Consider the following 21,912-nt stretch of genomic DNA (forward strand, 5'->3'; position numbering starts at 1 on the left):
GACCGCCGTTCATTGACCCGCCCGGTTTGTCTTCATAACGTGCTTCAAAGCCCGGAAAAGCGACCACGGAACGGCGCACGACCGGCAGGACCACCCGAGGAGTGAACATGGCGGCTCAGCTCAACACGCTGCTGCGTGAGGCGTGCGAACACGTGTGTCCGCTGCCTCCCGTCACCGGCGCCGTCCCGGCCGTACGCCGCCGTGTGCGCGCCGTCCTCGGTGACTGGGACGTGCCCTCGGAGATCGTCGACGACGCTCTGCTGATGGTGTGCGAGCTGGTCACGAACGCGATCGTGCACGCCCTGCCCCCGGCCAGGATGCGGCTCTCGTGGATTCGGTCCGAAGAGCGCTGCACCCTGCGTGTCGAGGTCACCGACACCGGGCCCGCGCTGCTGGGCGGCCGGGCCCGCACCGGGATCGACCCGGACGAGCACGGCCGGGGCGAGACGATCGTGCACGCCCTCGCGACGCGTCATGGCATACGCGTCCACGCCGGCGGGGTCACCCGCTGGGCCGACCTCGTCGCGACCTGAAGCCCGGCCTCCGGCCGGCACCGCACGGGGACGGGTTCGGCCACGGTCTCCTTGCGCAGCAGCAGCAGCGCGGCGTCGTCGTGCAGCCGCCCGCCCACGTGGGCCAGCAGTTCGTCATGGAGCGCGGTCAGCGTCCGCGCCGGCTCGTCGCACGCATGCCGGGCCACGCCTTCGGCCAGCGGGTAGAACTCGCGCGCATGGTCCCGGGCCTCGGTCACCCCGTCGGTGTAGAGCAGCAGCTGGTCTCCGTCGGCGAAGGGCATGACCTGGAGGCGCGGGGCCTGACCCGACAGGGCGCGCAGCCCGAGCGGCGGAGCGGGATCACTGGTCTCCACCGCCTCGACCTCTCCGGACGCGGAGATCATCAGCGGGGGCGCGTGCCCGCAGTTGACGACCTCCAGCTGCCCCGTCCCGGGGTAGCCGGCGACCACGGCGGTGACGAAGTCGTCGGGGCCGAGATTGCGCGCCAGGCTCCGCTCGATCCGGTCGACGACGGCCAGTAGGTCGGGCTCGTCGTGGGCGGCCTCACGGAAGACGCCCAGTACCAGTGCGGCGGTCCCCACCGCGGGCAGCCCCTTGCCGCGTACGTCCCCGACGATCAGCCTGACCCCGTGCGGGGTGTCCACCAGCGCGTAGAGATCCCCGCCTATCCGGGCCTCGGCCGCGGCGGCGCTGTAGCGGACGGCCGTCCGGAACGGGCCGACGGTCTCCGGGACGGGCTGCAGGAGGGCGTGCTGGGCGGCCTCCGCGACCGTACGGACGGCCGCGAGGACGCGTTCCCGGCGGCCGCGCAGCGCGCTGGCCAGGGCGCTCGCCGTGGTGACGGCCAGCAGGGCGGACAGGACGGCCGCCAGTTCGCGCACGGGAACCCCGCCCGTGCTGCCCAGCACCGCACCCAGCACCACGGCCAGGAGACCGACGCAGAGCACACCACGCGGCCCGTTGGTGGTGGCGGCCAGCGCGGGTCCGGCGACCAGCAGCGGCAGGCAGATCATTCCCGCCCCGCCGGCGAGGTCGGCGACCACGACGACGGCGACGATCAGCACCGGCAGCACGTGCAGAATGGCGGCGACCGGCCCGGCGGCCCGCCGGTGGGCGTCTGCCCAGGCACTCGCTCGCTCGCTCGACAGCCTCATCGGCCAGTGGTGTGGCACCTGGCTCATGTCTCGTCCGCAGTCCTCGCGTATCCGGGGTCCTTATACCGGAATATCCGGTTAATCCAGGAAACTGGTTGAGTGAGGGCTGCCACAAGGCGTGGATTTTCAGATAGTGAGCGAGAGAGTCCTGGTCACACGGCTCGCGATCAGGAGCAGCCGGGACCGGATCTCCTGCAGCTGCGCGTGCCGCTCCACCGGCAGGGAGACACCGAGCGAGCCGAGTACGTCCCCGGAGTACACGGGCACGGCTACGCACACCGTGCCGAGTGCGTACTCCTCGAGGTCCGTGGCGGCCGGTGCCAGGGGGGAGGTGTCGAGCCTGCGCAGCAGTTCCGGACGGCTGGTGATGGTCCGCGGTGTGAGATCGGGCAGGTGGTGCCGGGACAGGTACTCCTGGCGGCCGTCCTCGTCCAGTTCCCGCAGCACGGACTTGCCCAGCGCGGTGGCGTGTGCGGCGTCCTCGAAGCCCACCCACAGCTCCGCCCTGGGCGCACGGGGGCCGTCGACGATATCGGCGACCCTGATCTCGCCGTCCTCGTAGAACGTGAGGTAGGCGGCGCCGGCCAGCTCGTCCCGCAGCGCGGCGAGCGTCGGCCGGACACGGCTGAGCAGCGCCTGTGTGTTGCCCGCCGAGTGCAGCGACATCAGCTTCTCCCCCAGGACGAAGACACCGTCGTCGAGTTTGCGCAGGTACCCGTCGTGGACCAGGGTGCGCAGCAGGTGGTAGGCGGTGGCCAGGGGCAGCCCGGTCTCACGTGCCAGCTGTTTCGCCGGCGCGCCGTTCTCGTGCGCGCTCACCGCCTCCAGCAGCCGGAAGGCACGCTGCACGGACGTGATGAGCGTCGGGCCGTCCTGAGCGCCCATAGGAACAGACTGCGTCGCGTACCCCGGCTCAGGCAAGCAGGGGTCACATCGCGGGCGCGGCCAGGACCGTACGGCAGTCGAGCCAGGCGTCGGCACTGAGCAGGTCCTGGAGCCGGGTGAAGAGGGCGAGGAGGCCGGGGCCCCACTGCTCGCGGAAGGCGGGGTCGATGCGGGCGAGGTCGAGTTCGTTCGCGGCCGACAGCTCGGCGAAGTCCCGGCGCAGCTGCGGCTCCGGAACCCGGGAGAGGCCGGTGAAGCGGTCGTGGACGGGGGCGCCGGGCCGGGCGAGGTCGGGGTAGGTGGCCTTCCGGTCGCAGGAGGCGTACACGTAGACGATCTCCTCGGCCTCGGTGCCGATCAGCGCCGCGAGGTCCGTACGGCGGTCCACGGGGAGCAGCCCGGTGGGAAAGCCGTCGGTGCCGTAGAACGCGTGGCAGAGCCCGGCGAGCTGGAGGGCAGGGCGGGCCCGCCACAGGGCGAGCCGGTCCTGGACGCGCCTCAGGTGCGCGAGGAGGGTGCCGCCGGGGTGGGCCATGCCTTCCGCCCCCAGCTCGCGCAGGAGGGCCACGGCACGGTCGGCGGCGGGGTGAGCGGGCTCGGTGTTCGTGTCCATGCGCTCTTTCTCTCCCAGGTCGTCGAGGACATGCCGCCGGCTGTTTGTCGCGTCCATGGCAACAGGGTCGGCTCCTCGCACTCACGCCGACGGGTGGGCCGGACGGACGCCGGACCGGAACTTCGGGACGCGTACGGTGATCTTCGTGCCGGCCCCGACGCCGGTCTCGATGACCAGGCCGTGCGCGTCGCCGTACACCTGGCGCAGTCGCATGTCCACGTTGCTCAGGCCGATGCCGGCGGACGGGCCGCCCCTGCCGTGCAGGATCTCGCGCAGGCGCTGCGGCTCCATGCCGACGCCGTTGTCCTCGATGACGACCCGGGCCTCGGTTCCCTCGTCCTCCGCGGTGATCGTGATGCGACTGCGTTCGACGGACCCCTCCAGACCGTGTTTGAGCGCGTTCTCGACGAGGGGTTGCAGGCAGAGGAAGGGCAGCGTGACCGGCAACACCTCGGGGGCGATCCGCAGGGTCACCTCCAGGCGTCTGCCGAAGCGGGCGCGGGCGAGTTCGAGGTACTGCTCGATGGAGCGCAACTCCTCCGCGAGGGTCGTGAAGTCGCCTCCCCGGCGGAAGGAGTAGCGGGTGAAGTCGGCGAACTCCAGGAGGAGTTCACGGGCCCGCTCGGGGTCGGTACGGACGAACGAGGCGATGCTCGCGAGGGAGTTGTAGATGAAGTGCGGGGAGATCTGGGCGCGCAGGGCCCGGATCTCCGCCTCGATCACACCGGAGCGGGCCCGGTCCAGGTCGACGAGTTCGAGCTGGACGGAGACCCAGCGGGCCACTTCCTCGGCAGCCCGGACGATCACGGCGGACTCCTGATCGCCGAACGCGGCGAGCGTGCCGGGGGTCCGGCCGTCGACGGTGAGCGGTGCCACGACCCCCCGGCGGACGGGGCAGGTGTCGTCGTCGCAGGACAGCGCGAAGGTCTGGGTACGGCCGGTGCGCAGGGCGTGGGCGAGGTGCGCCTCGGCCTCGTCGCGGTGGTGGTCGCCGACGCCGTCCCAGGCCAGCACGGACTCCTCGTCGGTCAGGGCCAGGGCGACCGTGCCGAGCAGCGGGCGCAGCCGCCGGGCCGCCTTGCGGGCGGTGTCCGGGGTCAGGCCGGCGCGCAGGGGCGGTGCGGCGAGCGAGGCGGTGTGCAGGGTGTGGAAGGTGGCCCGTTCGACGGGGGTGCCGGGACCCGCCGGGTTCTCCTGCTGCCGGCGGGCGCCGGCATGGCCGAGGGCGGCGCCCAGCACGAACAGGGCGAGCGCGGCGAGGGCCAGGGCGACGGTGCCGAGTGCGCTCACGGGCGCACCCGGGTGCCGAGCAGGGCGGGCCGGCCGGTGAGTGTCTCGGGCAGATGGAGCCGGGCCATCGTGGCGGCGGCGCCGGCGGGGACGCGGTCGCGGGTGGCCAGGGAGATCAGCACCATCGCCGCGAACCCCACCGGCACCGACCAGACGGCGGGCCAGGCCAGCAGGGTGTGCAGCCGGCCGGAGCGGGCGCCGCCCGCGATCGTCACCGTCACCGCGGTGAGCGCCGAGCCGCCGCCGAGGAGCAGTCCGGCGACGGCGCCGGGCGGGGTGAGGCCGCGCCACCAGATGCCGAGGAGGAGCAGCGGGCAGAACGAGGAGGCGGACACGGCGAAGGCCAGGCCGACCGCGTCGGCCACGGGCAGGTCGCTGACGACGGTGTTCGCGGCGGTCGGTACGGCGATCGCCGGCAGTGTCGCCAGCCGGAAGTGCCGGATGCCGAGGGTCGGCAGCACGTCCTGGGCGAGGACGCCGGCGACGGACATGGTGAGCCCGGAGACGGTGGACAGGAACGCCGCGCAGGCGCCGCCCGCGACGAGGGCGCCGAGCAGGTCGCCGCCCACTCCGCCGATCAGCCGCTGCGGCAGCACGAGGACGGCCGCGTCGGTGTCACCGGTGAGCAGCAGGTCGGGCGCGTAGAGGCGGCCGAGCACGCCGTAGAGCGGGATCAGCAGGTAGAAGGCGCCGAGCAGACCGAGCACGACGACGGTGGTGCGGCGGGCGGCGCGGCCGTCGGGGTTGGTGTAGAACCGCACGACGACGTGCGGCAGGCCCATGGTGCCGAGGAAAGTGGCGAGGATCAGCCCGTAGGTGGCGTACAGGCCGTGCTGTTCACGGCCGGCCGAGAGCGGGTTCGCCCAGCTCGACGGGGCCGTCTGGGTGAGGCCGACGTGGGGCAGGGGCACGCGGGCCCCGGACGGGAAGCGCAGGGTGGTGTCGGCGCCGATCCGGTGGGTGCCGGCGTCGAGGGTGAGCGGGCCGCCGTCCAGGTGCCGTCCGTCGACGGTTCCGCTCGCGGCGATCCGTACCGGCTCGTGGACGGTGAGGGTCAGCTGGCTGTCGAAGCGCACCGGGGTGGAGTGCCGGAAGACGGGCCGTTCGTCCCAGGACGGGGCCGGGGTGTGGTCCGCGCGCCAGGCGAGCAGCAGGAACACGGCGGGCACCAGGAGGGCGGTGAGTTTCAGCCAGTACTGGAACGCCTGGACGAAGGTGATGCTGCGCATGCCTCCGGCGGCGACCGCCACGGTGACCACGGCGGCGACGACCAGGCCGCCGAACCAGCCGGGCGCGCCGGTGAGCAGCCGCAGGGTCAGTCCGGCGCCGCGCAGTTGCGGCAGCAGATACAGCCAGCCGACGCCGACGACGAGCACGCTCGCGATCCGCCGGACGGCCCGGGACTCCAGCCGTGCCTCGGCGAAGTCCGGCAGGGTGTAGGCGCCGGAACGACGCAGCGGGGCGGCGACGAAGGCCAGCAGGACCAGGAACCCGGCGGTGTAGCCGATCGGGAACCACAGCATGTCGACGCCCTGGGCGAGGACCAGCCCGGCGACGCCCAGGAAGGAGGCTGCGGAGAGATACTCACCGCCGACGGCGAACGCGTTGAGCCGCGGCGGGACGCTGCGCGAGGCGACGTAGAAGTCCGAGGTGGTCCGGGAGATCCGCAGCCCCAGCGCGCCGACGAGCACCGTGGCCAGGACCACGGCCGTCACGCCGGCGATCGAGTACGTCTGGTTCAACGCGCGGTCACGTCACCCTCGTTGCGCTCGGCACGGCGGACGTACCAGGCGCCGGCGCACAGCAGGGCGGGATACGGCGCCACGCCCAGGACGAGCCAGACGCCCGGCCGGTTGCCGGCGAGCGGGAGCATCCGCAGGAGTACGGGCAGCAGGCCCAGTGGGGCCGCGAGCAGGAGGGTGACGGTCAGCGCAGCCCGCAGCTGACGGCGCATCAACGGCCCTACTGCCGGGTCGTCGTCGGGCTGGGCGGCCGCGGTGCGGGGCAGGGCGGCGCGGTCGGCGGCGGGCCGTCCGGTGACCACTTCCCTGCGCGGGACGGACTCCGCACCCATGACGCACTCCCGACGCCGCGGTGATCACCTTGTTGCGGTGAGTGTACGCAGCGCGCCATCGGTGAGGTAGACGCCGGACGAGGTTCGCGCACGCCCGCCACGGCAGGCCGCGGTCACCGCGGTCTGCCCACCGCGCCCTGGGCCTGCCGCGCCAGCAGGTCCCGCAGTTCCCGGGCGTTGCGGCGGCTCACGGCGAGGATCCGGTCGCCGACGCGGACGGTCAGGTTGCCGCCGTCCAGGCGCAGTTCCTCGATGCGGCCGAGGGCGACCAGGCGGCTGCGGTGGATGCGGACGAAGCCGCGGGAGCGCCACTGCTCCTCCAGCGCGGACAGCGGGATCCGCACCAGGTGGCTGCCGCGCGGGGTGTGCAGGCGCGCGTAGTCGCCCTGCGCCTCGACGTAGGTGATGTCGTCGATGGGGACGAAGCGTGTCACCCCGCCCAGCTCCACGGGCACCTGGTCGCCGAACGCGCCGGCCGGGCCCTGCACGGCGCGGGTCAGCTCGGCGACGCGCCGTACGGCCTCCGCGAAGCGCTCCTTGCGCAGGGGCTTGAGGAGGTAGTCCACGGCCTTGAGGTCGAACGCCCTGAGCGCGAAGTCCTCGTGGGCGGTGACGAAGACGATCGGCGGTGGTGCGGCGAAGCCGCCGAGCAGGGCCGCCAGGTCGAGACCGCTGAGGCCGGGCATGTTGATGTCGAGGAAGACGACGTCGACGGCCTCGGCGCCGTCCGGCCCGGCCTCCCTGGCGCGTTCGAGCAGCCGCAGCGCCTCGGCGGCGTCCAGGGCGGGCAGGACGGTGCCGATCCGCGGGTCGCCGTCCAGCAGGTACAGCAGCTCCTCCAGGGCGGGTTCCTCGTCGTCCACCGCGAGTGCGCGCAGCATCTCCGCATCCCCTCGTCTCCGCTTCCCTGCGAATGCCCAGAGTGTCAGTCCGGCAGCCGCATGCGCACCCTCTCCCCCGGACCGACGCGCACCACGCGGTCCGGCAGCCGGATGTCGATGGGCGTGGGCCCCGAGGCCTTCGGCATGGCGGCCTCCAGCTGGCCGGAGCGCAGCCGCAGCCGTACGCCCCAGTGGCCCTGGTAGCGCAACGAGAAGCCGTAGGAGGAGAGTTCCGGGAGCGGGACGGGGTCGAGCCGGAGTTCGCCGTCGCGGGTCTCCAGGCCGGTGAGGCAGCGCTGGACGAGGTCGAGGGTCCCGGCCATGGCACCGAGGTGGATGCCCTCGCCGGTGGTGCCGCCCTGGACGTCGGCGATGTCCCCGCGCAGCGTCTCCTGGACGAAGGACCAGGCGTCGGCGCGGCGGGCGCGGGCCAGGATCCAGCCGTGCACCAGACCGCTGAGGGTGGAGCCGTGCGTGGTGCGGTGCAGGTAGTGGTCGACCGTCGCGGTCCAGGTGTCCTCGTCGAGGCGGTGCCCCAGCCAGGAGAAGAGGGAGCGGAGTTCGTCCGGTGAGAACAGGTAGCCGAGCATCAGGACGTCGGCCTGCTTGGACGCCTTGTAGCGGTTGACGGTGTCGCCCTCCGCCTCCAGGATCCGGTCCAGGCGCCGGATGTCGCCGTACCGTTCGCGGTAGCCGTGCCAGTCCAGTTCGGCGAGGTCGCCGTACCCGTCGAACTGGCTGATCACACCGTCGTGGAAGGGCACGTGGAGGGTGCGGGAGACCTCTTCCCAGCGGGCGAGTTCGTCCTCCTCCAGGCCGGTGCGCTCGACGAGTTCGCGGCGGCGCGGCTCGGGCAGGTTGCGCAGCAGGTCCAGGGTCCGGGTGAGGACCCAGGCGGCGGTGACGTTGGTGTACGCGTTGTCGTCCAGACCGGGCCCGGGTGCGCCGGGGTAGGCGTCGTGGTACTCGTCGGGGCCGAGCACGCCTCGGATGCGGTGCCGGCCGAGGTGTTCGTCGTAGCCGGCCGAGTCGGCCCAGAAGCGGGCGATCTCGAGGAGCGTCTCGGCGCCGTCGGTGTGCAGGAAGTCCAGGTCGCCGCTGGCCTCGCAGTACTGCAGCACGTTGTACGCCACGGCCGAGCCGACGTGCCGCTGCAGCCGGGTGTGGTCGGGCATCCAGCGCCCGGAGCGGGGGTTGAGGTGCAGCTCCTGGGTCTCCTCGCGGCCGTCGCTGCCGCTCTGCCACGGGTACAGCGCACCACGCAGGCCGGCCTCGCGGGCCGCGTGCCGGGCCGCGTCCAGGCGGCGGTGGCGGTAACGCAGCAGGGCGCGGGAGACCTCGGGCAGATGGAGGTTGAGGTAGGGCAGGACGAACAGCTCGTCCCAGAATACGTGCCCCCGGTACGCCTCGCCGTGCAGTCCGCGGGCGGGCACGCCGACGTCGAGGTCGGCCGTGTGCGGGGAGAGGGTCTGCAGCACGTGGAAGAGGTGCAGGCGCAGGATGCGGCCGGGATCTCCCGGAACGTCGAGTTCGGACCGCCGCCACAGCTGCTCCCAGGCCGTGAGGTGCGAGGTGAGCAGCTCGTCGAAGCCCGGCGCGTCGGCGACCCGGTCGAGGGCCGCGCACAGCGGGTCGCTGATGGCGGGGTCGTGGGAGGTGTGCAGGGCGACGGTCTTGTCCACGGTGACCGTGCGTCCGGGCTCCATGGACAGCCACAGGCGCTGCACGGCCCGCTGCGTCTCATGGGCGTCCGACACCGGCACGTCGGCCACCAGCCGCGAGGCGAGCCCGACGGCGGCGTCCGAGGTACGGGTGTGGCAGCGCAGCCACATCGTGCCGGGCGCTGCCGCGCTGCCCGTCTCGACGTGGGTGAGGTGGCGGCCGTCGAGGTCCCGGTAGCGGGCCACGCCGGAGTTGGTGACGCCTCCGTCGAGCGCGGCCTCGACGTCCAGCTCGGTGGTGCGGCCCTCCACGGTGAGGTCGGTGCGCAGGGCGGCGAGGTGCGGGTCGGCCATGTGGACGAGGCGCAGCTGCCGGACGAGGAGCGTGCCGTCGGCGCCGAGCCGGTAGCGGGTACGGCGCTCCAGTACACCCGGGTCCAGGTGCAGGACCAACTGGTGTTCGGCGACCGGGGTGGTGTCGGGGGTGAGCCAGTCGCCCCCGGCGGGGCGGAAGCGGAGCGGCAGCCAGTTGGGCAGGTTGACCATGTCCTCGTTCTGGACGCGGCGCCCGGCGACCTCGGAGGTGAGCCGGTTGTAGCAGCCGGCCGCGTAGGTGCCGGGGTAGTGCACCGCGTCCGCGACGCACTCGGGCAGCGCCCCACGGGTGGCGAAGTAGCCGTTGCCGAGCGTGCACAGGGACTCCCGCAGGCGTTCCTCCGCGGGGTCGTAGCCGTCGTACTCCCACAGCAGACCCGTCACCGAAGCGGTCCCCCTTCGTGTGTGGGTGTCGGACCGGTCACCGCTCGGACAGCAGGCCGGTGAGGATCCGGTCCGGGGTGAGGGGCAGTTCGCGGAAGCGGACCCCGGTGGCGTGGTGGACGGCGTTGCCGAGGGCGGCGGCGGTACCGACGATGCCGATCTCGCCGATGCCCTTGCTGCCCATGGGATTGAGCTGGGTGTCGTCCTCCTCGATCCAGTCTGCCTCGATGTCGGGGACGTCGGCATGGGCGGGCACGTGGTAGGAGGCGAGGTCGGCCTCGGGGAAGTCGCCGAACGGGCTGTCCATCGTGCTGCCCTCGGTCAGGGCCATGCCCAGGCCCATGGTCATGCCGCCGACGAACTGGGAGCGTGCGGTACGGGCGTTGAGGATCCGTCCGGCGGCGTAGACGCCGAGCAGACGGCGGACCCGGATCTCGCCGGTGACGGTGTCCACGGCTACCTCGGCGAAATGGGCGCCGAACGCGTACCGCGCGTAGGGGCTGTCGGCGTCGGCCCGGCCGGCGGTGTCGGCGCGAGTCGTGAGGCCCTCGGCGGGCAGCGGGCCGGTGTGCGCGGTGAGGCGGGACGCGAGGGCGGCGCACGCCTCGTGCACGGCCCAGCCCCAGGAGGCGGTGCCGGAGGAGCCGCCGGCCACGGGGGCCGGGGGCAGGTCGCTGCGGCCCACCTCGGTGCGTACCCGGTCGAGGGTGACGCCGAGCGCCTCGGCGGCGACCTGTGCAAGGACGGTACGGGCTCCGGTGCCGATGTCGGCCGCGTTCACCCGGACGACGAAGGTGCCGTCGGGCAGGGCCTGCGCGGCGGCGCTGGACGGGAAGAGCAGGACGGGGTAGGCCGCCGCGGCCACGCCGGTGCCGAGGAGCAGCGGGCCCTCGGCGCGGGAGCGGGGCCGCGGATCCCGGTGCTCCCAGTCGAAGCGGCGGGCGCCCTCCCGCAGGCACTCGACCAGATGCCTGCTGCTGAAGGGTTTGCCGCTGTCCGGCTCGCGGTCGGGTTCGTTGCGGATGCGCAGTTCCAGCGGGTCCATGCCGAGCGCGTCGGCGAGCTCGTCCACGGCCGACTCCAGGGCGTACGTGCCGGGGGCCTCGCCGGGTGCGCGCATCCAGGACGGGCCGGGGACGTCCAGCGGCACCACCCGGTGGGAGCTGCGCAGATGCGGGGTGGCGTACATGACGCGGGCGGGGATCGCGGCCAGCTCCACGAAGTCCCTGACGTGGGAGGTGTACGTGGTGACCTCGTGCAGCAGCGCGGTGAGGCGGCCGTCCGCCGTCGCGCCGAGGCGCAGCCGGTTCCGGGTGGGGGCGCGGTGGCCGACGGTGGTGGGCAGGTACCGGCGGGGGTAGGCCAGGGTGACGGGACGGCCGGTGCGGCGTGCGGCCATGACGGCGAGGACGACGTCGGGGCGCGGGGTGCCCTTGGAGCCGAAGCCGCCGCCCACGTGCTCGGCGACGACCGTGATCCGGTCCTCGGGCAGCTCGAACAGCTCTGCGAGCACGGTACGTACAGCCGTACCGCCCTGGCTGGAGGTGTACACCATGAGCCGGTCGCCCGCGCCGTTCCAGTCCGCGGTGGTCGCGTGCGGCTCCATCGGGTGGTTGTGCAGGGGCGGCACCCGGTACTCGACGTCCACACGCACGTCGGCGGCCGCGAAGGCACCTTCCGGGTCGCCGTGCTCGACCTGGCCCGGCTGGCCCGTGTCCGTCTCCTCGGGTTCGTAGGCGTCCGGGTGGTCCGGCCGGAGGTCGACGTCGTGCCCCCGGATGTCGTAGGTGACCCGGACGGCCCGGGCGGCGGCGCGGGCCGCCTCCGGCGTCTCGGCGACGGCCAGGGCCACGCACCAGCCCCGGTGCGGCACGTCCGGGTTCTGCAGCACGGCGAGGGTGGCGTCCTCCGGTTCGGTGAGGCGGGGTGCGTCGCCGGGAGTGAGGACGGCCAGGACACCGGGCAGGGCGAGGGCAGCCGACGCGTCCACGGCCCGGACCCGGCCACGCGCCACCGCGGCCGGCACGGGCCAGGCGTGCACACGACCGGGCAGCGGATGCTCGGCGGCGTAACGGGCGGCACCGGTGACCTTCTGCCGGCCTTCCCGGCGCTCTGCGGGGGCGCCGAGCGCCGTCCCGGCGCGGGGCGGCGGCTCCTCGTGCGGCTGGGCGGGGCGCGCCACCGGGTCCTCGCGGGGCAGGACGGTGCCGTCCGTGGCGTCGCCGCGCGGCAGGCCGGTACGGGCCATGGGGTCGTCCCGTGGCCGCCCGGTCCCGGTCAGCGGGTCGTCCCCCGGCAGACCACCGCGGGTCAGTGGGTCTTCGTGGGGCGGGCCGACGGGGGGCATCGGGCCTCCTGGAGTGGGGTGGGGCGGGTCCGGGGCCTCACGGCGCCACGGGGGCAGGGGCGAGGCGGTTCAGGACCTCCAGGGCGAGGTTGTGGGCCAGCGGCACCTTGTAGGCGTTGTCGCGCAAGGGCTCGGCGCGCTCGAGTTCGAGAGCCACGGCGCCTTCGAAGGCCGCGGGGGTCGCGGCGGCGCCCAGCAGGGCCGTCTCGGCGTGATGGGCCCGCCAGGGGCGGTGGGCCAGGCCGCCGAAGGCGAGTCCCACCTGGTCCACGACGCCCTCGGCGACCCTGAGCACGACGGCCACGGAGGCCAGGGCGAAGGCGTACGACGCCCGGTCGCGGGCCTTGCGGTAGGCGGAGGGCACGCCGGCTCGGGCGGCCGGCAGCAGCACGCCGGTGATCAGTTCTCCGGGGCGGATCTCGGTGTCCCGTTCCGGGTGCGCACCGGGCAGCCGGTGGAAGTCGGCGACCGGGATGACGCGGCTGCCCTCTGTGCCGTACAGCTCGACGCGGGCGTCCAGCGCGGTCAGCGCCACGGCCATGTCGGACGGGTTGGTGGCGATGCAGTGCGGGGAGTGGCCGAGCACGGCGTGGTCGCGGTGGACGCCGTCACGGGCGCCGCAGCCACTGCCCGGCTCGCGCTTGTTGCAGGGTTTGTCCAGGTCCTGGAAGTAGGGGCAGCGGGTGCGCTGGAGCAGGTTGCCGCCGGTCGTGGCCGCGTTGCGCAGCTGGCCGGAGGCACCCGCCAGGAGCGCCTGGGACAGCACCGGGTAGCGGTCGCGGACGAGCGGGTGGGCGGCGAGGTCGCTGTTGCGGACGGTCGCGCCGACGCGCAGGGCACCGTCCGGCAGCTCCTCGACCGCGTCCAGCGGCAGCCGGCCGATGTCGATGAGGCAGGTGGGGCTCTCCACCCCGAGTTTCATCAGATCGACCAGGTTGGTGCCGCCGGCGAGGTAGCGGGCGCCGGGGTGGGCGGCGAAGGCCTCGGCGGCCTCCTCGACACTGCCGGGCCTGAGGTATCCGAAGCCTTTCACCGGAGCACGTCCTCGACCGCCTCGACGATGCGCGGGTAGGCCCCGCACCGGCACAGGTTGCCGCTGAGCCGCTCGCGGATCTCGGGCCGGTCGAGTGGGACGGGCCTGCCGGAGGGGGCTTCGGGGTCGGTGACGTGGGAGGGGTGGCCGGCCGCGGCCTCGGCGATCAGGCCGACGGCGGAACAGATCTGTCCCGGGGTGCAGTACCCGCACTGGAAGGCGTCACGGTCGAGGAAGGCCTGCTGGAGCGGGTGCGGCGCTTCGCCGGCCGCGGCCAACCCCTCGATGGTCACGATCTCGCTGCCGTCGAGGGTGACGGCGAGCGCCAGGCAGCTGTTCAGGCGGCGCCCGTCGACCAGGACGGTGCAGGCGCCGCACTGACCGTGGTCGCAGCCCTTCTTGGACCCGGTGAGATCGAGGTCCTCGCGCAGCAGATCCAGCAGGACCCGGCGGTGGTCGACGAGGAGGGTGTGCGGTTTCCCGTTCACGCGGAGGGTGATCTCCGAGTGCTGGCCGAGCTGGTTTTCGCTGGTCATGGCGGGGTGGGCCTCCCGGGCGGGCCGTGGTGCCGTGCCCACCGTGTAACCAGGCTGCGGCGCCTCACACGTCCCGGCGCGCACCGGTCGCCCCACCCGCAGGGGGCGAGGGAAGCTCGCCCTCGCCGCCCTGAGGGTCGTCACGGATAGCTGACGACGTTCGCCACGTTGCCGGCCGGGTTCGACGGTCCTCCCGTGTTGTTGACGACGTGGCTGATGGTGCCGGTGCCGCCGAGGGACACGGTCACCATGCTGGTGAAGCGGACGCCGGCGGTGTTCGGTGCCTCGATGGCGTGCGCTGCGGTGACGGAGGGGTTGACGTTGAAGTAGCAGTAGCTGCCGAGGCCGTAGGCCTGGTGGCCGGTGACCGAGTCGGCGACCTTGTAGGCGGCGTAGCCCTGGGTGGAGCCGTTCATCCAGGCCGCCTGGTTGGGCGGGTCGTACGGCATCTCGTTCTGGAAGAAGTAGGTGCGGCCGCCGTTGCCGTTCCAGAGCACCTGGTACTTCTGGAAGTGCTCGACGAACAGCCCGTACATGGTCACGTCGTCGCCGTTGACCACGAGCCCGGTGTCGGCGGTGTTGCTGGTCCAGCCGACGCCGCTGCCGTGGTCGGCGCGCCAGATCCACATGTGGTCGCCGATGACGTTGTCACTGTTGACGACGATGCTGGTGGCGGCCTTGCCGACGCCCGCGCCGCCGACGCGGACGTAGACGTCGTGCAGGGAGGTGGGGTCGGCCGCGTGGGAGGCGGCGGAGCCGGTCGGCCCGACCTCGAGCAGGGTCTTCGAGCTGGTGGTGCCGGCGTCGAAGAGCAGGCCCGCGATCTTCACGCCGTCGACGTCGGCGACGGTCATCGCGGTGATGCCGTTGTCCGGGACGAAGGTGGCGAGACCGAGGCCGAGGACGACGGTGTCGGGGCGGGTCACCTTCAGGGTCTGGTCCAGGTGGTAGACGCCCGGTGTGACCAGGAGGTTCTTGCCCGCGGCGAGCGCGGAGTCGATCTGCGACGCGGTCGCGCCCGGCTTGACCACGTAGAAGCTGTCCAGGGGCAGCGAGCTGCCCGCCGGGCTGCCGCCGGCCCAGCTGGTCGCGGTGGAGCTGGACCGCACCGACGGCACGAACACCTGGTAGGCGCCGTTGCCGTCGACGTACAGGAACGGCTTCTCCCGGCTGACCGGGCTCTGCGCGACCGTCGTGTACGGGGGCTTGGGGAAGCTGGTGGAGGGTACGCCCTGGCTGCCTACGAAGACCATGTTCCAGTTGGCCCCGGTCCAGCTGCCCAGCTGGGAGTTCCGGGTCAGCCACTGCTGCTGGGTGCCGGAGTCGACCTGCCCGTCGACCTTGCTGTCGGCGAGGTAGCCGCCGCTGGACCAGCCGCCGTCGTCCAGGGCCAGGTTGCCCCGCAGGTGCATCCGCCGGTACGGCGCCGCCTGCGAGACCGCCCAACGGTCGCTGCCGCCGGTGGGGTTGACCGACAGGTTCTCGGCGCCGCGCCAGAAGTTCTGGGTGGCGTTGCCCTGGAACCAGTCCGCCTCCGCGTGCACCGCTCCGTTGACGGAGACGGCGTCCGGGGTGCGGCCGAGGCCCAGCACCTGGGTGTAGAAGCCGACGTTGACGTCCGCGCTGTAGGCGCCGGGCTTGAACAGCACGGCGTAGCGCTGGGAGCCGAACTGGTCGGTCTCCTGCTGCTTGAAGATGGTGTCCAGCTTGCCCTGGATGGCCGAGGACGACATCGACGGGTCGAAGACGACGACGTTCGGGCCGAGGTCGGGGTTGCCGGCGGACTGGGTCACCGGAACCACCTGGAAGCGCTGGGCGGCGGTGCCGTTGCACGTGTACTGCACGAACTGCACGCTGTCCGCGAGCGAGGCGCCCGGATCGTCCAGGCACTTGCCGCTTCCCCGGTTGACGAGGTGGAAGGCGCCGCCGCCGTCGTCCACCGGCAGCCACTGCTGGTTGGCGCCGCCTCCGTAACTCCACAGGTGCACCTGGGCGTTGTCGGCGGTGGAGACGTCGGCGACGTCCACGACCTGGCCCGTGTTGTTGCCGTTGCCGATACGGACGTAACCGTCGCCGGTCGCGGTGAAGCTCCACTGCTGTGCGGTGGTGCCGTTGCAGGTGTACTGCTGCACGACGGTGCCGTTGGCGGTGCCGGCCGCCTTGGCGTCCAGGCACTTGCCGCTCGCGGCGTTCAGCACGGTGGCGGGGCCGGTGGGCAGGGCGGCGGCCGCGGAGGTCGCGGCATGCGCGGGTGCCGCGGTGAGCAGGGACGCGGCGGCCACGGCGGCCAGCGCGCCGGCCGTCGGTCTGCGACGGCGGGTGAGGGGAAGCACGGGTTCTCCTGACGGACGGGGATCAGCCGGTGTAGCCGGCGAAGACGCGGGTGTAGTCCCAGGCGGACTGGGAGACGCCGGAGCAGCTGTCGGCGGGGCCGCCGGTGCACGGGCGGTCGCGGTTGGCGGACCAGAAGGTGAGCCGGGCGAGGTGGTGCTGCTGGGCGTAGGCCAGGATGGTCCGGAAGTCGCTCACCGTGACGGTCTCGTTGTTGTCGGTGATGCCGTTCATGGACGAGATGCCCATGTCCCGGTAGGCCTGGTCGTCGCTGTAGTGGTAGGCGTTCCTCAGCGCGTTCTTGAGGCCTTCGGCGGCCTGCGTGGTCAGGTTGCCCATGTTCTGTCCTGCGCCGCCGAAGTCGAACGGCATGATCGCCCAGGCGTCCACGGTCAGCCCGGAGGCGGCGGCCCGGTTGATGAGGCCGGTGTCGGGGCCGCTCTGCCCGGTGCCGATGGTGATGTACACCTTCAGACCGGGGTTGGCGGTCTTCACGGTCTTGAGGGCGTCCACGGTGCGCTGCTGCACGGTGGGGTTGCTGTAGGCGTCGGCCTCGATGTCGATGTCGATCGCCTTCAGGCCGTAGGCGTTGATCACCTTCTGGTAGGCGGCGGCGAGTTCGCCCGGGCTGGAGCAGGAGCTCTCCAGCTTGTTGCCGCTGTAGCCTCCGAACGACGGGATCACGTCACCGCCGTTCGCCCGCACGGTGGTGACGGTCTGCTGGTCGGCTCCGCCGGTCAGCGGCCGGCTGCCGTCCCACTGGGGGTTGCAGTAGCCGTTGCTGAGCACGAAGGCGAGCGTGAACCACTTCACGCCGGTGGCCTGGGTGATCGTGCTCGGGTTCGGCGGGCTGCCCCAGCCGTTGTAGAGGTACGGTGCCACGGCCATCGGCGCGGACGGGGCGGTGCCGCCGTCCGCCGCGGGCGCGTTCCACTTCTGGTTGGCGCCGTCGCTGCAGCTCCAGATCTGGGCGCGGGTGCCGTTGGCCGAGGAGTTGCCGGTGGCGTCCAGACACTTGTCGGCCTGCGGGTTGACGATGTCGTGGGCGGCGGTGACGGTCCATTTCTGGTTCGCGCCGCCGGTGCAGGACCACAGCTGGAGCTTGGCGCCGTCGGCGGTCGAGTTCCCCGTGACGTCGAGGCACTTGCCGAGGGCGCGGACGGTGCCGTCGCTGCCGACGGTCCACTGCTGGGCGGCGGTGCCGTTGCAGTCGTAGAGCTGGACGGCCGTGCCGTCGGCGGAACTTGCGCCGGCGACGTCGAGACACTTGCCGGCAAGACCGGTGATGGTGCCGGTGGCGGCCTGGGCCGGGGCTGCGGTGAGCAGGCCGGTGGCGAGGGACAGGGCGGCGAGCGAGACGGCTGCGGGGAGTGGTCTGGCCATGTGCGGGGACGGCCCTTCGCGTGGGGGGAGGTGCCCCGGGGCACGCTCAACACACGTGCGGCGGCTGCGCGTTGAGTGCATCCGGAGTCTTTGTTTAAGGCGTGAAGTTAAAGGTCCGGACCACTGGAGTCAAGAGGGAATGCAGCAAGGGGTGGGCAGCGACCGGAACACGGCCCGGCCGCAGCCCACCCCCGGCCTCCGCATCAGACCGCGGTCACCTCGCCGTCCCGCCGGGCGAACTGCGTGCGGTGCAGCTCCGCGTACCGGCCGCCCGCAGCGAGGAGTTCGTCGTGCGTGCCCCGCTCCACGATCCGGCCGGCCTCGACGACCAGGATCTGGTCGGCGGCCCGGACGGTGGACAGACGGTGGGCGATCACCACGGCGGTGCGGCCCTCCAGCGCCTCGGTGAGCGCCTCCTGGACAGCCGCCTCGGAGGTGTTGTCCAGATGGGCGGTGGCCTCGTCGAGGATGACCACGCGCTGGCGGGCCAGCAGCAGCCGGGCGATGGTCATGCGCTGGCGCTCACCGCCGGAAAGCCGGTAGCCGCGCTCGCCCACGACCGTGTCCAGACCGTCGGGCAGGGACCGAACGACGTCGGCCAGCCGGGCGCGGCCGAGGGCGTCCCACAGCTCCTCGTCCGAGGCGGTCGGCCGGGCCAGCAGCAGGTTGGCGCGGACAGTGTCGTGGAAGAGATGGCCGTCCTGGGTGACCATGCCGAGGGTGCCTCTCAGGGAGGCGGCGGTCAGGTCCCGGACATCGGTCCCGCCGATGCGCACGGCCCCGGCGTCGACGTCGTACAGACGCGGCAGCAGCTGGGCGATGGTGGACTTGCCGGCGCCGGAGGAGCCGACGAGGGCGACGGTCTGGCCGGGTTCGGCGCGGAACGAGATGCCGTGCAGGACTTCGGCGCCGCCGCGGGTGTCGAGCGCGGCCACCTCCTCCAGGGAGGCGAGGGAGACCTGGTCGGCGGACGGGTAGGAGAAGGTGACGTCCTCGAACTCGACCGCGACCGGACCCTCGGGCACCTCGGCGGCGTCCGGCTTCTCCTCGATGAGCGGCTTCAGGTCGAGCACCTCGAAGACCCGCTCGAAGCTGACCAGGGCGCTCATCACCTCCACGCGGGCTCCGGCGAGGGCGGTGAGCGGGGCGTAGAGCCGGGTCAGCAGCAGGGCGAGGGAGACGACCGCGCCCGCCTCCAGGGTGCCGCGCAGCGCGAACCAGCCGCCGAGGCCGTAGACGAGGGCCAGGGCGAGGGCGGAGACGAGGGTGAGGGCGGTGATGAACAGCGACTGGGCGGTCGCCGTGCGTACGCCGATGTCACGCACCCGGCGGGCGCGGTCCGCGAACTCGGCCGACTCCTCCTCCGGGCGGCCGAACAGCTTGACCAGGGTGGCGCCGGGCGCGGAGAAGCGCTCGGTCATCCGGGTGCCCATGGCCGCGTTCAGCTCCGCCGCCTCCCGCTGCATCCGGGCCATCCGGCTGCCCATACGGCGGGCCGGCAGCACGAACACCGGCAGCAGCAGCAGCGAGAGCAGGGTGATCTGCCAGGACAGGGTGAGCATGACGGCGAGGGTGAGCACCAGGGTCACCAGATTGGTCACCACCCCCGACAGGGTGTTGGCGAAGGCCCGCTGGGCGCCGATCACGTCGTTGTTGAGACGGCTGACCAGCGCGCCCGTACGGGTACGTGTGAAGAACGCGACGGGCATGCGCTGCACATGATCGAACACGGCCGTGCGCAGGTCGAGGATGAGTCCCTCCCCGAGCGTCGCCGACAGGCGCCGGCCGAGGATGCCGAGCCCCGCCTCCGCGAGGGCGACGAGCGCGATGAGCAGCGAGAGCCGGACGACCTTCCCGGAGTCGTGACCCGCCACGATCGTGTCGACGACACGGCCGGCGAGCACGGGCGTGGCGACGGCGAGCAGTGCGGTCACCACCCCGAGCAGCACGAAACGGACGATGCCCGCGCGGTGCGGGCGGGCGAAGGCGGCGATACGGCGCAACGTGGCGCGGGCGAGGGGACGGCGTTCCTGCTGCGCGGTCATCACGCTGTGCAGCTGCGTCCAGGCGGTGGTCTCCATGCTCATGGGAGAGAACGTAGGACCTCAAGCTTCGTTGAGGTCAATGTCCGCGCCATTTCACCCCCGCCCACGTCCTCTTCGTCCGCTACGTCCTCGCACGCGAAGGCCCCCATGCCCCTCCCCGCCCATCCGCTGCCCGTCCGTAAGCCGCCGTCCCCGCGTCGGCCACCCGCCGTTGGCACGGCACGGAAAACCTCTCCCGATGTGACAGCGGTACGACTCCCCGACCTCCGTGAGGGACACCTCCCCCGGCTCGCCCGGCGCGTCCCCGTGCGGCAGATCCTGTGCCTGCTCCCGCTCCTGCTCGTCGCCGTCGTCGCGGTGCGGCACCGGTCGGTGCTCGCCGAGGGCTTCGGACAGCTGCGGACCGCCTCGTGGCCCTGGCTGCTCGCGGCGGCCGGCGCCACCTGCCTGACCTGGGTGGCCGCGGCCGTCACCCGGCAGGGCGCCGTCGTCCAGCGGCTGCCCCGGTGGCGGCTGCTGGCGACGCAGTTCGCGGCGGGCTCGGCCAACCACCTGCTGCCGACGGGGCTGGGCGCCGGCGCGGTCAACCTGCGGTTCATGAGCGTGTGCGGGGTGCCGCTGGCCCGCTCCTCCGCGGCTCTGGCGCTGTATCTGCTCGCCGAGTCGGTCGGCCGGCTGAGCCTGCTGGCCGCACTGCTGCTCGCCTTCCCCGACGCGCTGCGCCTGGGCACCCTGCTGCCCGACGGGGCCGGCGGACCGGTGCTGGCCGTCGCGGGCGCGGTGCTCGCGGTGGCGGTGGCCGCGCTGGCCCTCGTACGACGCCTGCGCACGCCCGTGCTCGGCTTCGTCCGCACCGCCCTGGGCGAGGCCCGCTCGGTGCACACGCGTCCGGCCCGGGCGCTCGCGCTGTGGGGCGGCTCGCTCGCCTTCCCCGCGCTCCAGGCGGCCGGGCTGGTGGCGGTGGGACAGGCGCTGGGACTGCCGGTGCCGCCCGCCCACATGGCGCTCGCATACCTGGCCGCGACGGTCGCGGTGGCCCTGGTGCCCACACCGGGCGGGATCGGCTCGGTCGAGGCGGCGCTGATCGTGGCGCTGGTGGCGGCGGGCGGTCCGGTGGCGGTGGCCACGGCGGTGGTGCTCGCCTACCGCATCATCACCGTCTGGGTCCCGCTGCTGCCGGGGGCGTTGACGCTGGGGGCACTGGTGCGGCTGAAGGTCATCTGAGGCAGAGTGGCCCTCCGAGCCGCCCCCTCCGAAGGAGCATCCGCCGTGCCGGTCCGCGTGGAGCGCAAGGAACACGTCACCACGGTCGTCCTGTCCCGACCCGAGGTCCGCAACGCGGTGGACGGTCCCACGGCCGCCGAACTCGCCGCCGCCTTCCGGGCGTTCGAGGCCGACGGCAACGCGCGGGTGGCGGTGCTGTGGGGCGAGGGCGGCACGTTCTGCGCGGGCGCCGATCTGAAGGCGATGGGCGGCGAGCGCGGCAACCGGGTCGCCGAGGAGGGCGACGGCCCGATGGGGCCGACCCGGATGCGGCTGTCCAAGCCGGTGATCGCCGCCGTCGCGGGGCACGCCGTGGCGGGCGGCCTCGAACTGGCCCTGTGGTGCGACCTCCGGGTCGCCGAGGAGGACGCCGTGTTCGGGGTGTTCTGCCGCCGTTGGGGCGTACCGCTGATCGACGGCGGCACGGTACGGCTGCCCCGGCTGATCGGCACCGGCCGGGCCATGGACATGATTCTCACCGGCCGTCCGGTCCCGGCCCGCGAGGCCTACGACATCGGCCTCGCCAACCGTCTGGTCCCGACCGGCCACGCCCGCGCGGAGGCCGAGGAACTGGCGGCCGGGATCGCCCGCTTCCCGCAGGCCTGCCTGCGCGGCGACCGGGCCTCGGCGCTGGATCAGGAGGGCATGGACGAGGAGAGCGCCCTGCGGGGCGAGCTGCGACACGGCATGGGTGTGCTGACGGAAGGCCTGGAGGGAGCGGCACGCTTCGCCGGGGGTGCGGGACGGCACGGGTCTTACACGGACCTGTGAGCGGGGGTCCTACGCGGGCTTGTGAGCACCGGTCCTGCCCGGGCCCGTGAGCGCCGGTCCTACCCGGGCCAGTAAGCACGGGGTCTGGAGGAACTGGCGAACACAAGGCCCGGAGGGACCGGAGCGCACAGGGCCTGGACGGACCCGAGAGCACAGGGCCCGGAGGTACCCGCGAGCACGGAGCCTGGACGGACCTGAGCGCACAGGGCCTGCAGAAACCGGCGAGCACAAGGCCTGGACACACCCGAGAGCACAGGGCCCGGAGGTACCCGCGAGCACGGAGCCTGGACGGACCTGAGCGCACAGGGCCTGCAGAAACCGGCGAGCACAAGGCCTGGACACACCCGAGAGCACAGGGCCCGGAGGTACCC

At 73.1% G+C, this 21,912-nt stretch carries 17 protein-coding genes; 3 read left to right on the top strand and 14 right to left on the bottom strand.

Going from position 1 to position 21,912, the window contains the following annotated elements; all coding sequences use genetic code 11:
• Positions 1-107 precede the first annotated feature (107 nt).
• On the top strand, positions 108-533 hold the full coding sequence (locus tag FB157_RS07740; RefSeq protein WP_145877299.1) for an ATP-binding protein: 426 nt from the start codon (positions 108-110) through the stop codon (positions 531-533).
• Here FB157_RS07740 and FB157_RS07745 read toward each other — a convergent pair.
• The 14 genes from FB157_RS07745 to FB157_RS07810 form a co-directional block, all read right to left on the bottom strand.
• Positions 473-1,669: a PP2C family protein-serine/threonine phosphatase gene (locus FB157_RS07745; protein WP_186581395.1), complete on the bottom strand. Its 1,197-nt coding sequence runs from the start codon at positions 1,667-1,669 to the stop codon at positions 473-475. The genes FB157_RS07740 and FB157_RS07745 overlap by 61 nt on opposite strands.
• Positions 1,670-1,795: 126 nt before the next feature.
• Complete coding sequence (locus FB157_RS07750; RefSeq protein ID WP_145877301.1) at positions 1,796-2,554, bottom strand: IclR family transcriptional regulator; 759 nt, start codon at positions 2,552-2,554, stop codon at positions 1,796-1,798.
• Between the two features lie 43 nt (positions 2,555-2,597).
• Positions 2,598-3,167: a DUF6817 domain-containing protein gene (locus FB157_RS07755; RefSeq protein WP_145877900.1), complete on the bottom strand. Its 570-nt coding sequence runs from the start codon at positions 3,165-3,167 to the stop codon at positions 2,598-2,600.
• A gap of 81 nt (positions 3,168-3,248) precedes the next feature.
• Positions 3,249-4,457, bottom strand: a complete 1,209-nt coding sequence (locus FB157_RS07760) for a sensor histidine kinase (protein ID WP_186581396.1) — start codon at positions 4,455-4,457, stop codon at positions 3,249-3,251.
• Positions 4,454-6,199 (bottom strand): cation acetate symporter, encoded by a 1,746-nt coding sequence (locus FB157_RS07765; RefSeq protein ID WP_145877303.1) that lies wholly within the window; start codon positions 6,197-6,199, stop codon positions 4,454-4,456. The genes FB157_RS07760 and FB157_RS07765 overlap by 4 nt, the downstream gene beginning before the upstream one ends.
• Positions 6,196-6,531, bottom strand: coding sequence for a hypothetical protein (locus FB157_RS07770; RefSeq protein WP_145877306.1), 336 nt, complete (start codon positions 6,529-6,531; stop codon positions 6,196-6,198). Before FB157_RS07770 ends, FB157_RS07765 begins: the two co-directional genes overlap by 4 nt.
• Positions 6,532-6,644: 113 nt before the next feature.
• Complete coding sequence (locus FB157_RS07775; RefSeq protein WP_145877307.1) at positions 6,645-7,412, bottom strand: LytTR family DNA-binding domain-containing protein; 768 nt, start codon at positions 7,410-7,412, stop codon at positions 6,645-6,647.
• A gap of 44 nt (positions 7,413-7,456) precedes the next feature.
• Positions 7,457-9,832 (bottom strand): glycoside hydrolase family 65 protein, encoded by a 2,376-nt coding sequence (locus FB157_RS07780; protein ID WP_145877309.1) that lies wholly within the window; start codon positions 9,830-9,832, stop codon positions 7,457-7,459.
• Between the two features lie 37 nt (positions 9,833-9,869).
• On the bottom strand, positions 9,870-12,179 hold the full coding sequence (locus FB157_RS07785; RefSeq protein WP_261386201.1) for a xanthine dehydrogenase family protein molybdopterin-binding subunit: 2,310 nt from the start codon (positions 12,177-12,179) through the stop codon (positions 9,870-9,872).
• A gap of 37 nt (positions 12,180-12,216) precedes the next feature.
• On the bottom strand, positions 12,217-13,212 hold the full coding sequence (locus tag FB157_RS07790; protein ID WP_145877311.1) for a xanthine dehydrogenase family protein subunit M: 996 nt from the start codon (positions 13,210-13,212) through the stop codon (positions 12,217-12,219).
• Complete coding sequence (locus FB157_RS07795) at positions 13,209-13,748, bottom strand: (2Fe-2S)-binding protein (RefSeq protein ID WP_145877313.1); 540 nt, start codon at positions 13,746-13,748, stop codon at positions 13,209-13,211. The genes FB157_RS07790 and FB157_RS07795 overlap by 4 nt, the downstream gene beginning before the upstream one ends.
• Positions 13,749-13,888: 140 nt before the next feature.
• Positions 13,889-16,081, bottom strand: coding sequence for an RICIN domain-containing protein (locus tag FB157_RS07800; RefSeq protein ID WP_145877316.1), 2,193 nt, complete (start codon positions 16,079-16,081; stop codon positions 13,889-13,891).
• A gap of 22 nt (positions 16,082-16,103) precedes the next feature.
• Positions 16,104-17,462, bottom strand: a complete 1,359-nt coding sequence (locus FB157_RS07805) for a ricin-type beta-trefoil lectin domain protein (protein WP_145877317.1) — start codon at positions 17,460-17,462, stop codon at positions 16,104-16,106.
• 203 nt (positions 17,463-17,665) lie between these two features.
• On the bottom strand, positions 17,666-19,543 hold the full coding sequence (locus FB157_RS07810) for an ABC transporter ATP-binding protein (RefSeq protein WP_145877905.1): 1,878 nt from the start codon (positions 19,541-19,543) through the stop codon (positions 17,666-17,668).
• A 204-nt stretch (positions 19,544-19,747) separates the two neighbouring features.
• On the opposite strand from FB157_RS07810, the gene FB157_RS07815 reads away from it, so the two are divergent.
• Both FB157_RS07815 and FB157_RS07820 read left to right on the top strand, forming a co-directional pair.
• Complete coding sequence (locus tag FB157_RS07815; protein WP_391333822.1) at positions 19,748-20,731, top strand: lysylphosphatidylglycerol synthase domain-containing protein; 984 nt, start codon at positions 19,748-19,750, stop codon at positions 20,729-20,731.
• 45 nt (positions 20,732-20,776) lie between these two features.
• Positions 20,777-21,541 carry a crotonase/enoyl-CoA hydratase family protein gene (locus tag FB157_RS07820; protein ID WP_145877321.1) on the top strand — a complete coding sequence of 255 codons (765 nt, stop codon included), beginning with the start codon at positions 20,777-20,779 and terminating at the stop codon, positions 21,539-21,541.
• Positions 21,542-21,912 lie beyond the last annotated feature (371 nt).

It is taken from the genome of Streptomyces sp. BK340 (assembly GCF_007827595.1).
Classification (GTDB): domain Bacteria; phylum Actinomycetota; class Actinomycetes; order Streptomycetales; family Streptomycetaceae; genus Streptomyces.

Coding starts and splice junctions, on each gene's coding strand:
- FB157_RS07745 (WP_186581395.1), bottom strand. CDS start 1,669: ATGAGGCTGTCGAGCGAGCGAGCGAGTGCCTGGGCAGACGCCCACCGG.
- FB157_RS07750 (WP_145877301.1), bottom strand. CDS start 2,554: ATGGGCGCTCAGGACGGCCCGACGCTCATCACGTCCGTGCAGCGTGCC.
- FB157_RS07775 (WP_145877307.1), bottom strand. CDS start 7,412: ATGCTGCGCGCACTCGCGGTGGACGACGAGGAACCCGCCCTGGAGGAG.
- FB157_RS07740 (WP_145877299.1), top strand. CDS start 108: ATGGCGGCTCAGCTCAACACGCTGCTGCGTGAGGCGTGCGAACACGTG.
- FB157_RS07805 (WP_145877317.1), bottom strand. CDS start 17,462: ATGGCCAGACCACTCCCCGCAGCCGTCTCGCTCGCCGCCCTGTCCCTC.
- FB157_RS07770 (WP_145877306.1), bottom strand. CDS start 6,531: ATGGGTGCGGAGTCCGTCCCGCGCAGGGAAGTGGTCACCGGACGGCCC.
- FB157_RS07785 (WP_261386201.1), bottom strand. CDS start 12,179: ATGCCCCCCGTCGGCCCGCCCCACGAAGACCCACTGACCCGCGGTGGT.
- FB157_RS07755 (WP_145877900.1), bottom strand. CDS start 3,167: ATGGACACGAACACCGAGCCCGCTCACCCCGCCGCCGACCGTGCCGTG.
- FB157_RS07810 (WP_145877905.1), bottom strand. CDS start 19,543: ATGGAGACCACCGCCTGGACGCAGCTGCACAGCGTGATGACCGCGCAG.
- FB157_RS07795 (WP_145877313.1), bottom strand. CDS start 13,748: ATGACCAGCGAAAACCAGCTCGGCCAGCACTCGGAGATCACCCTCCGC.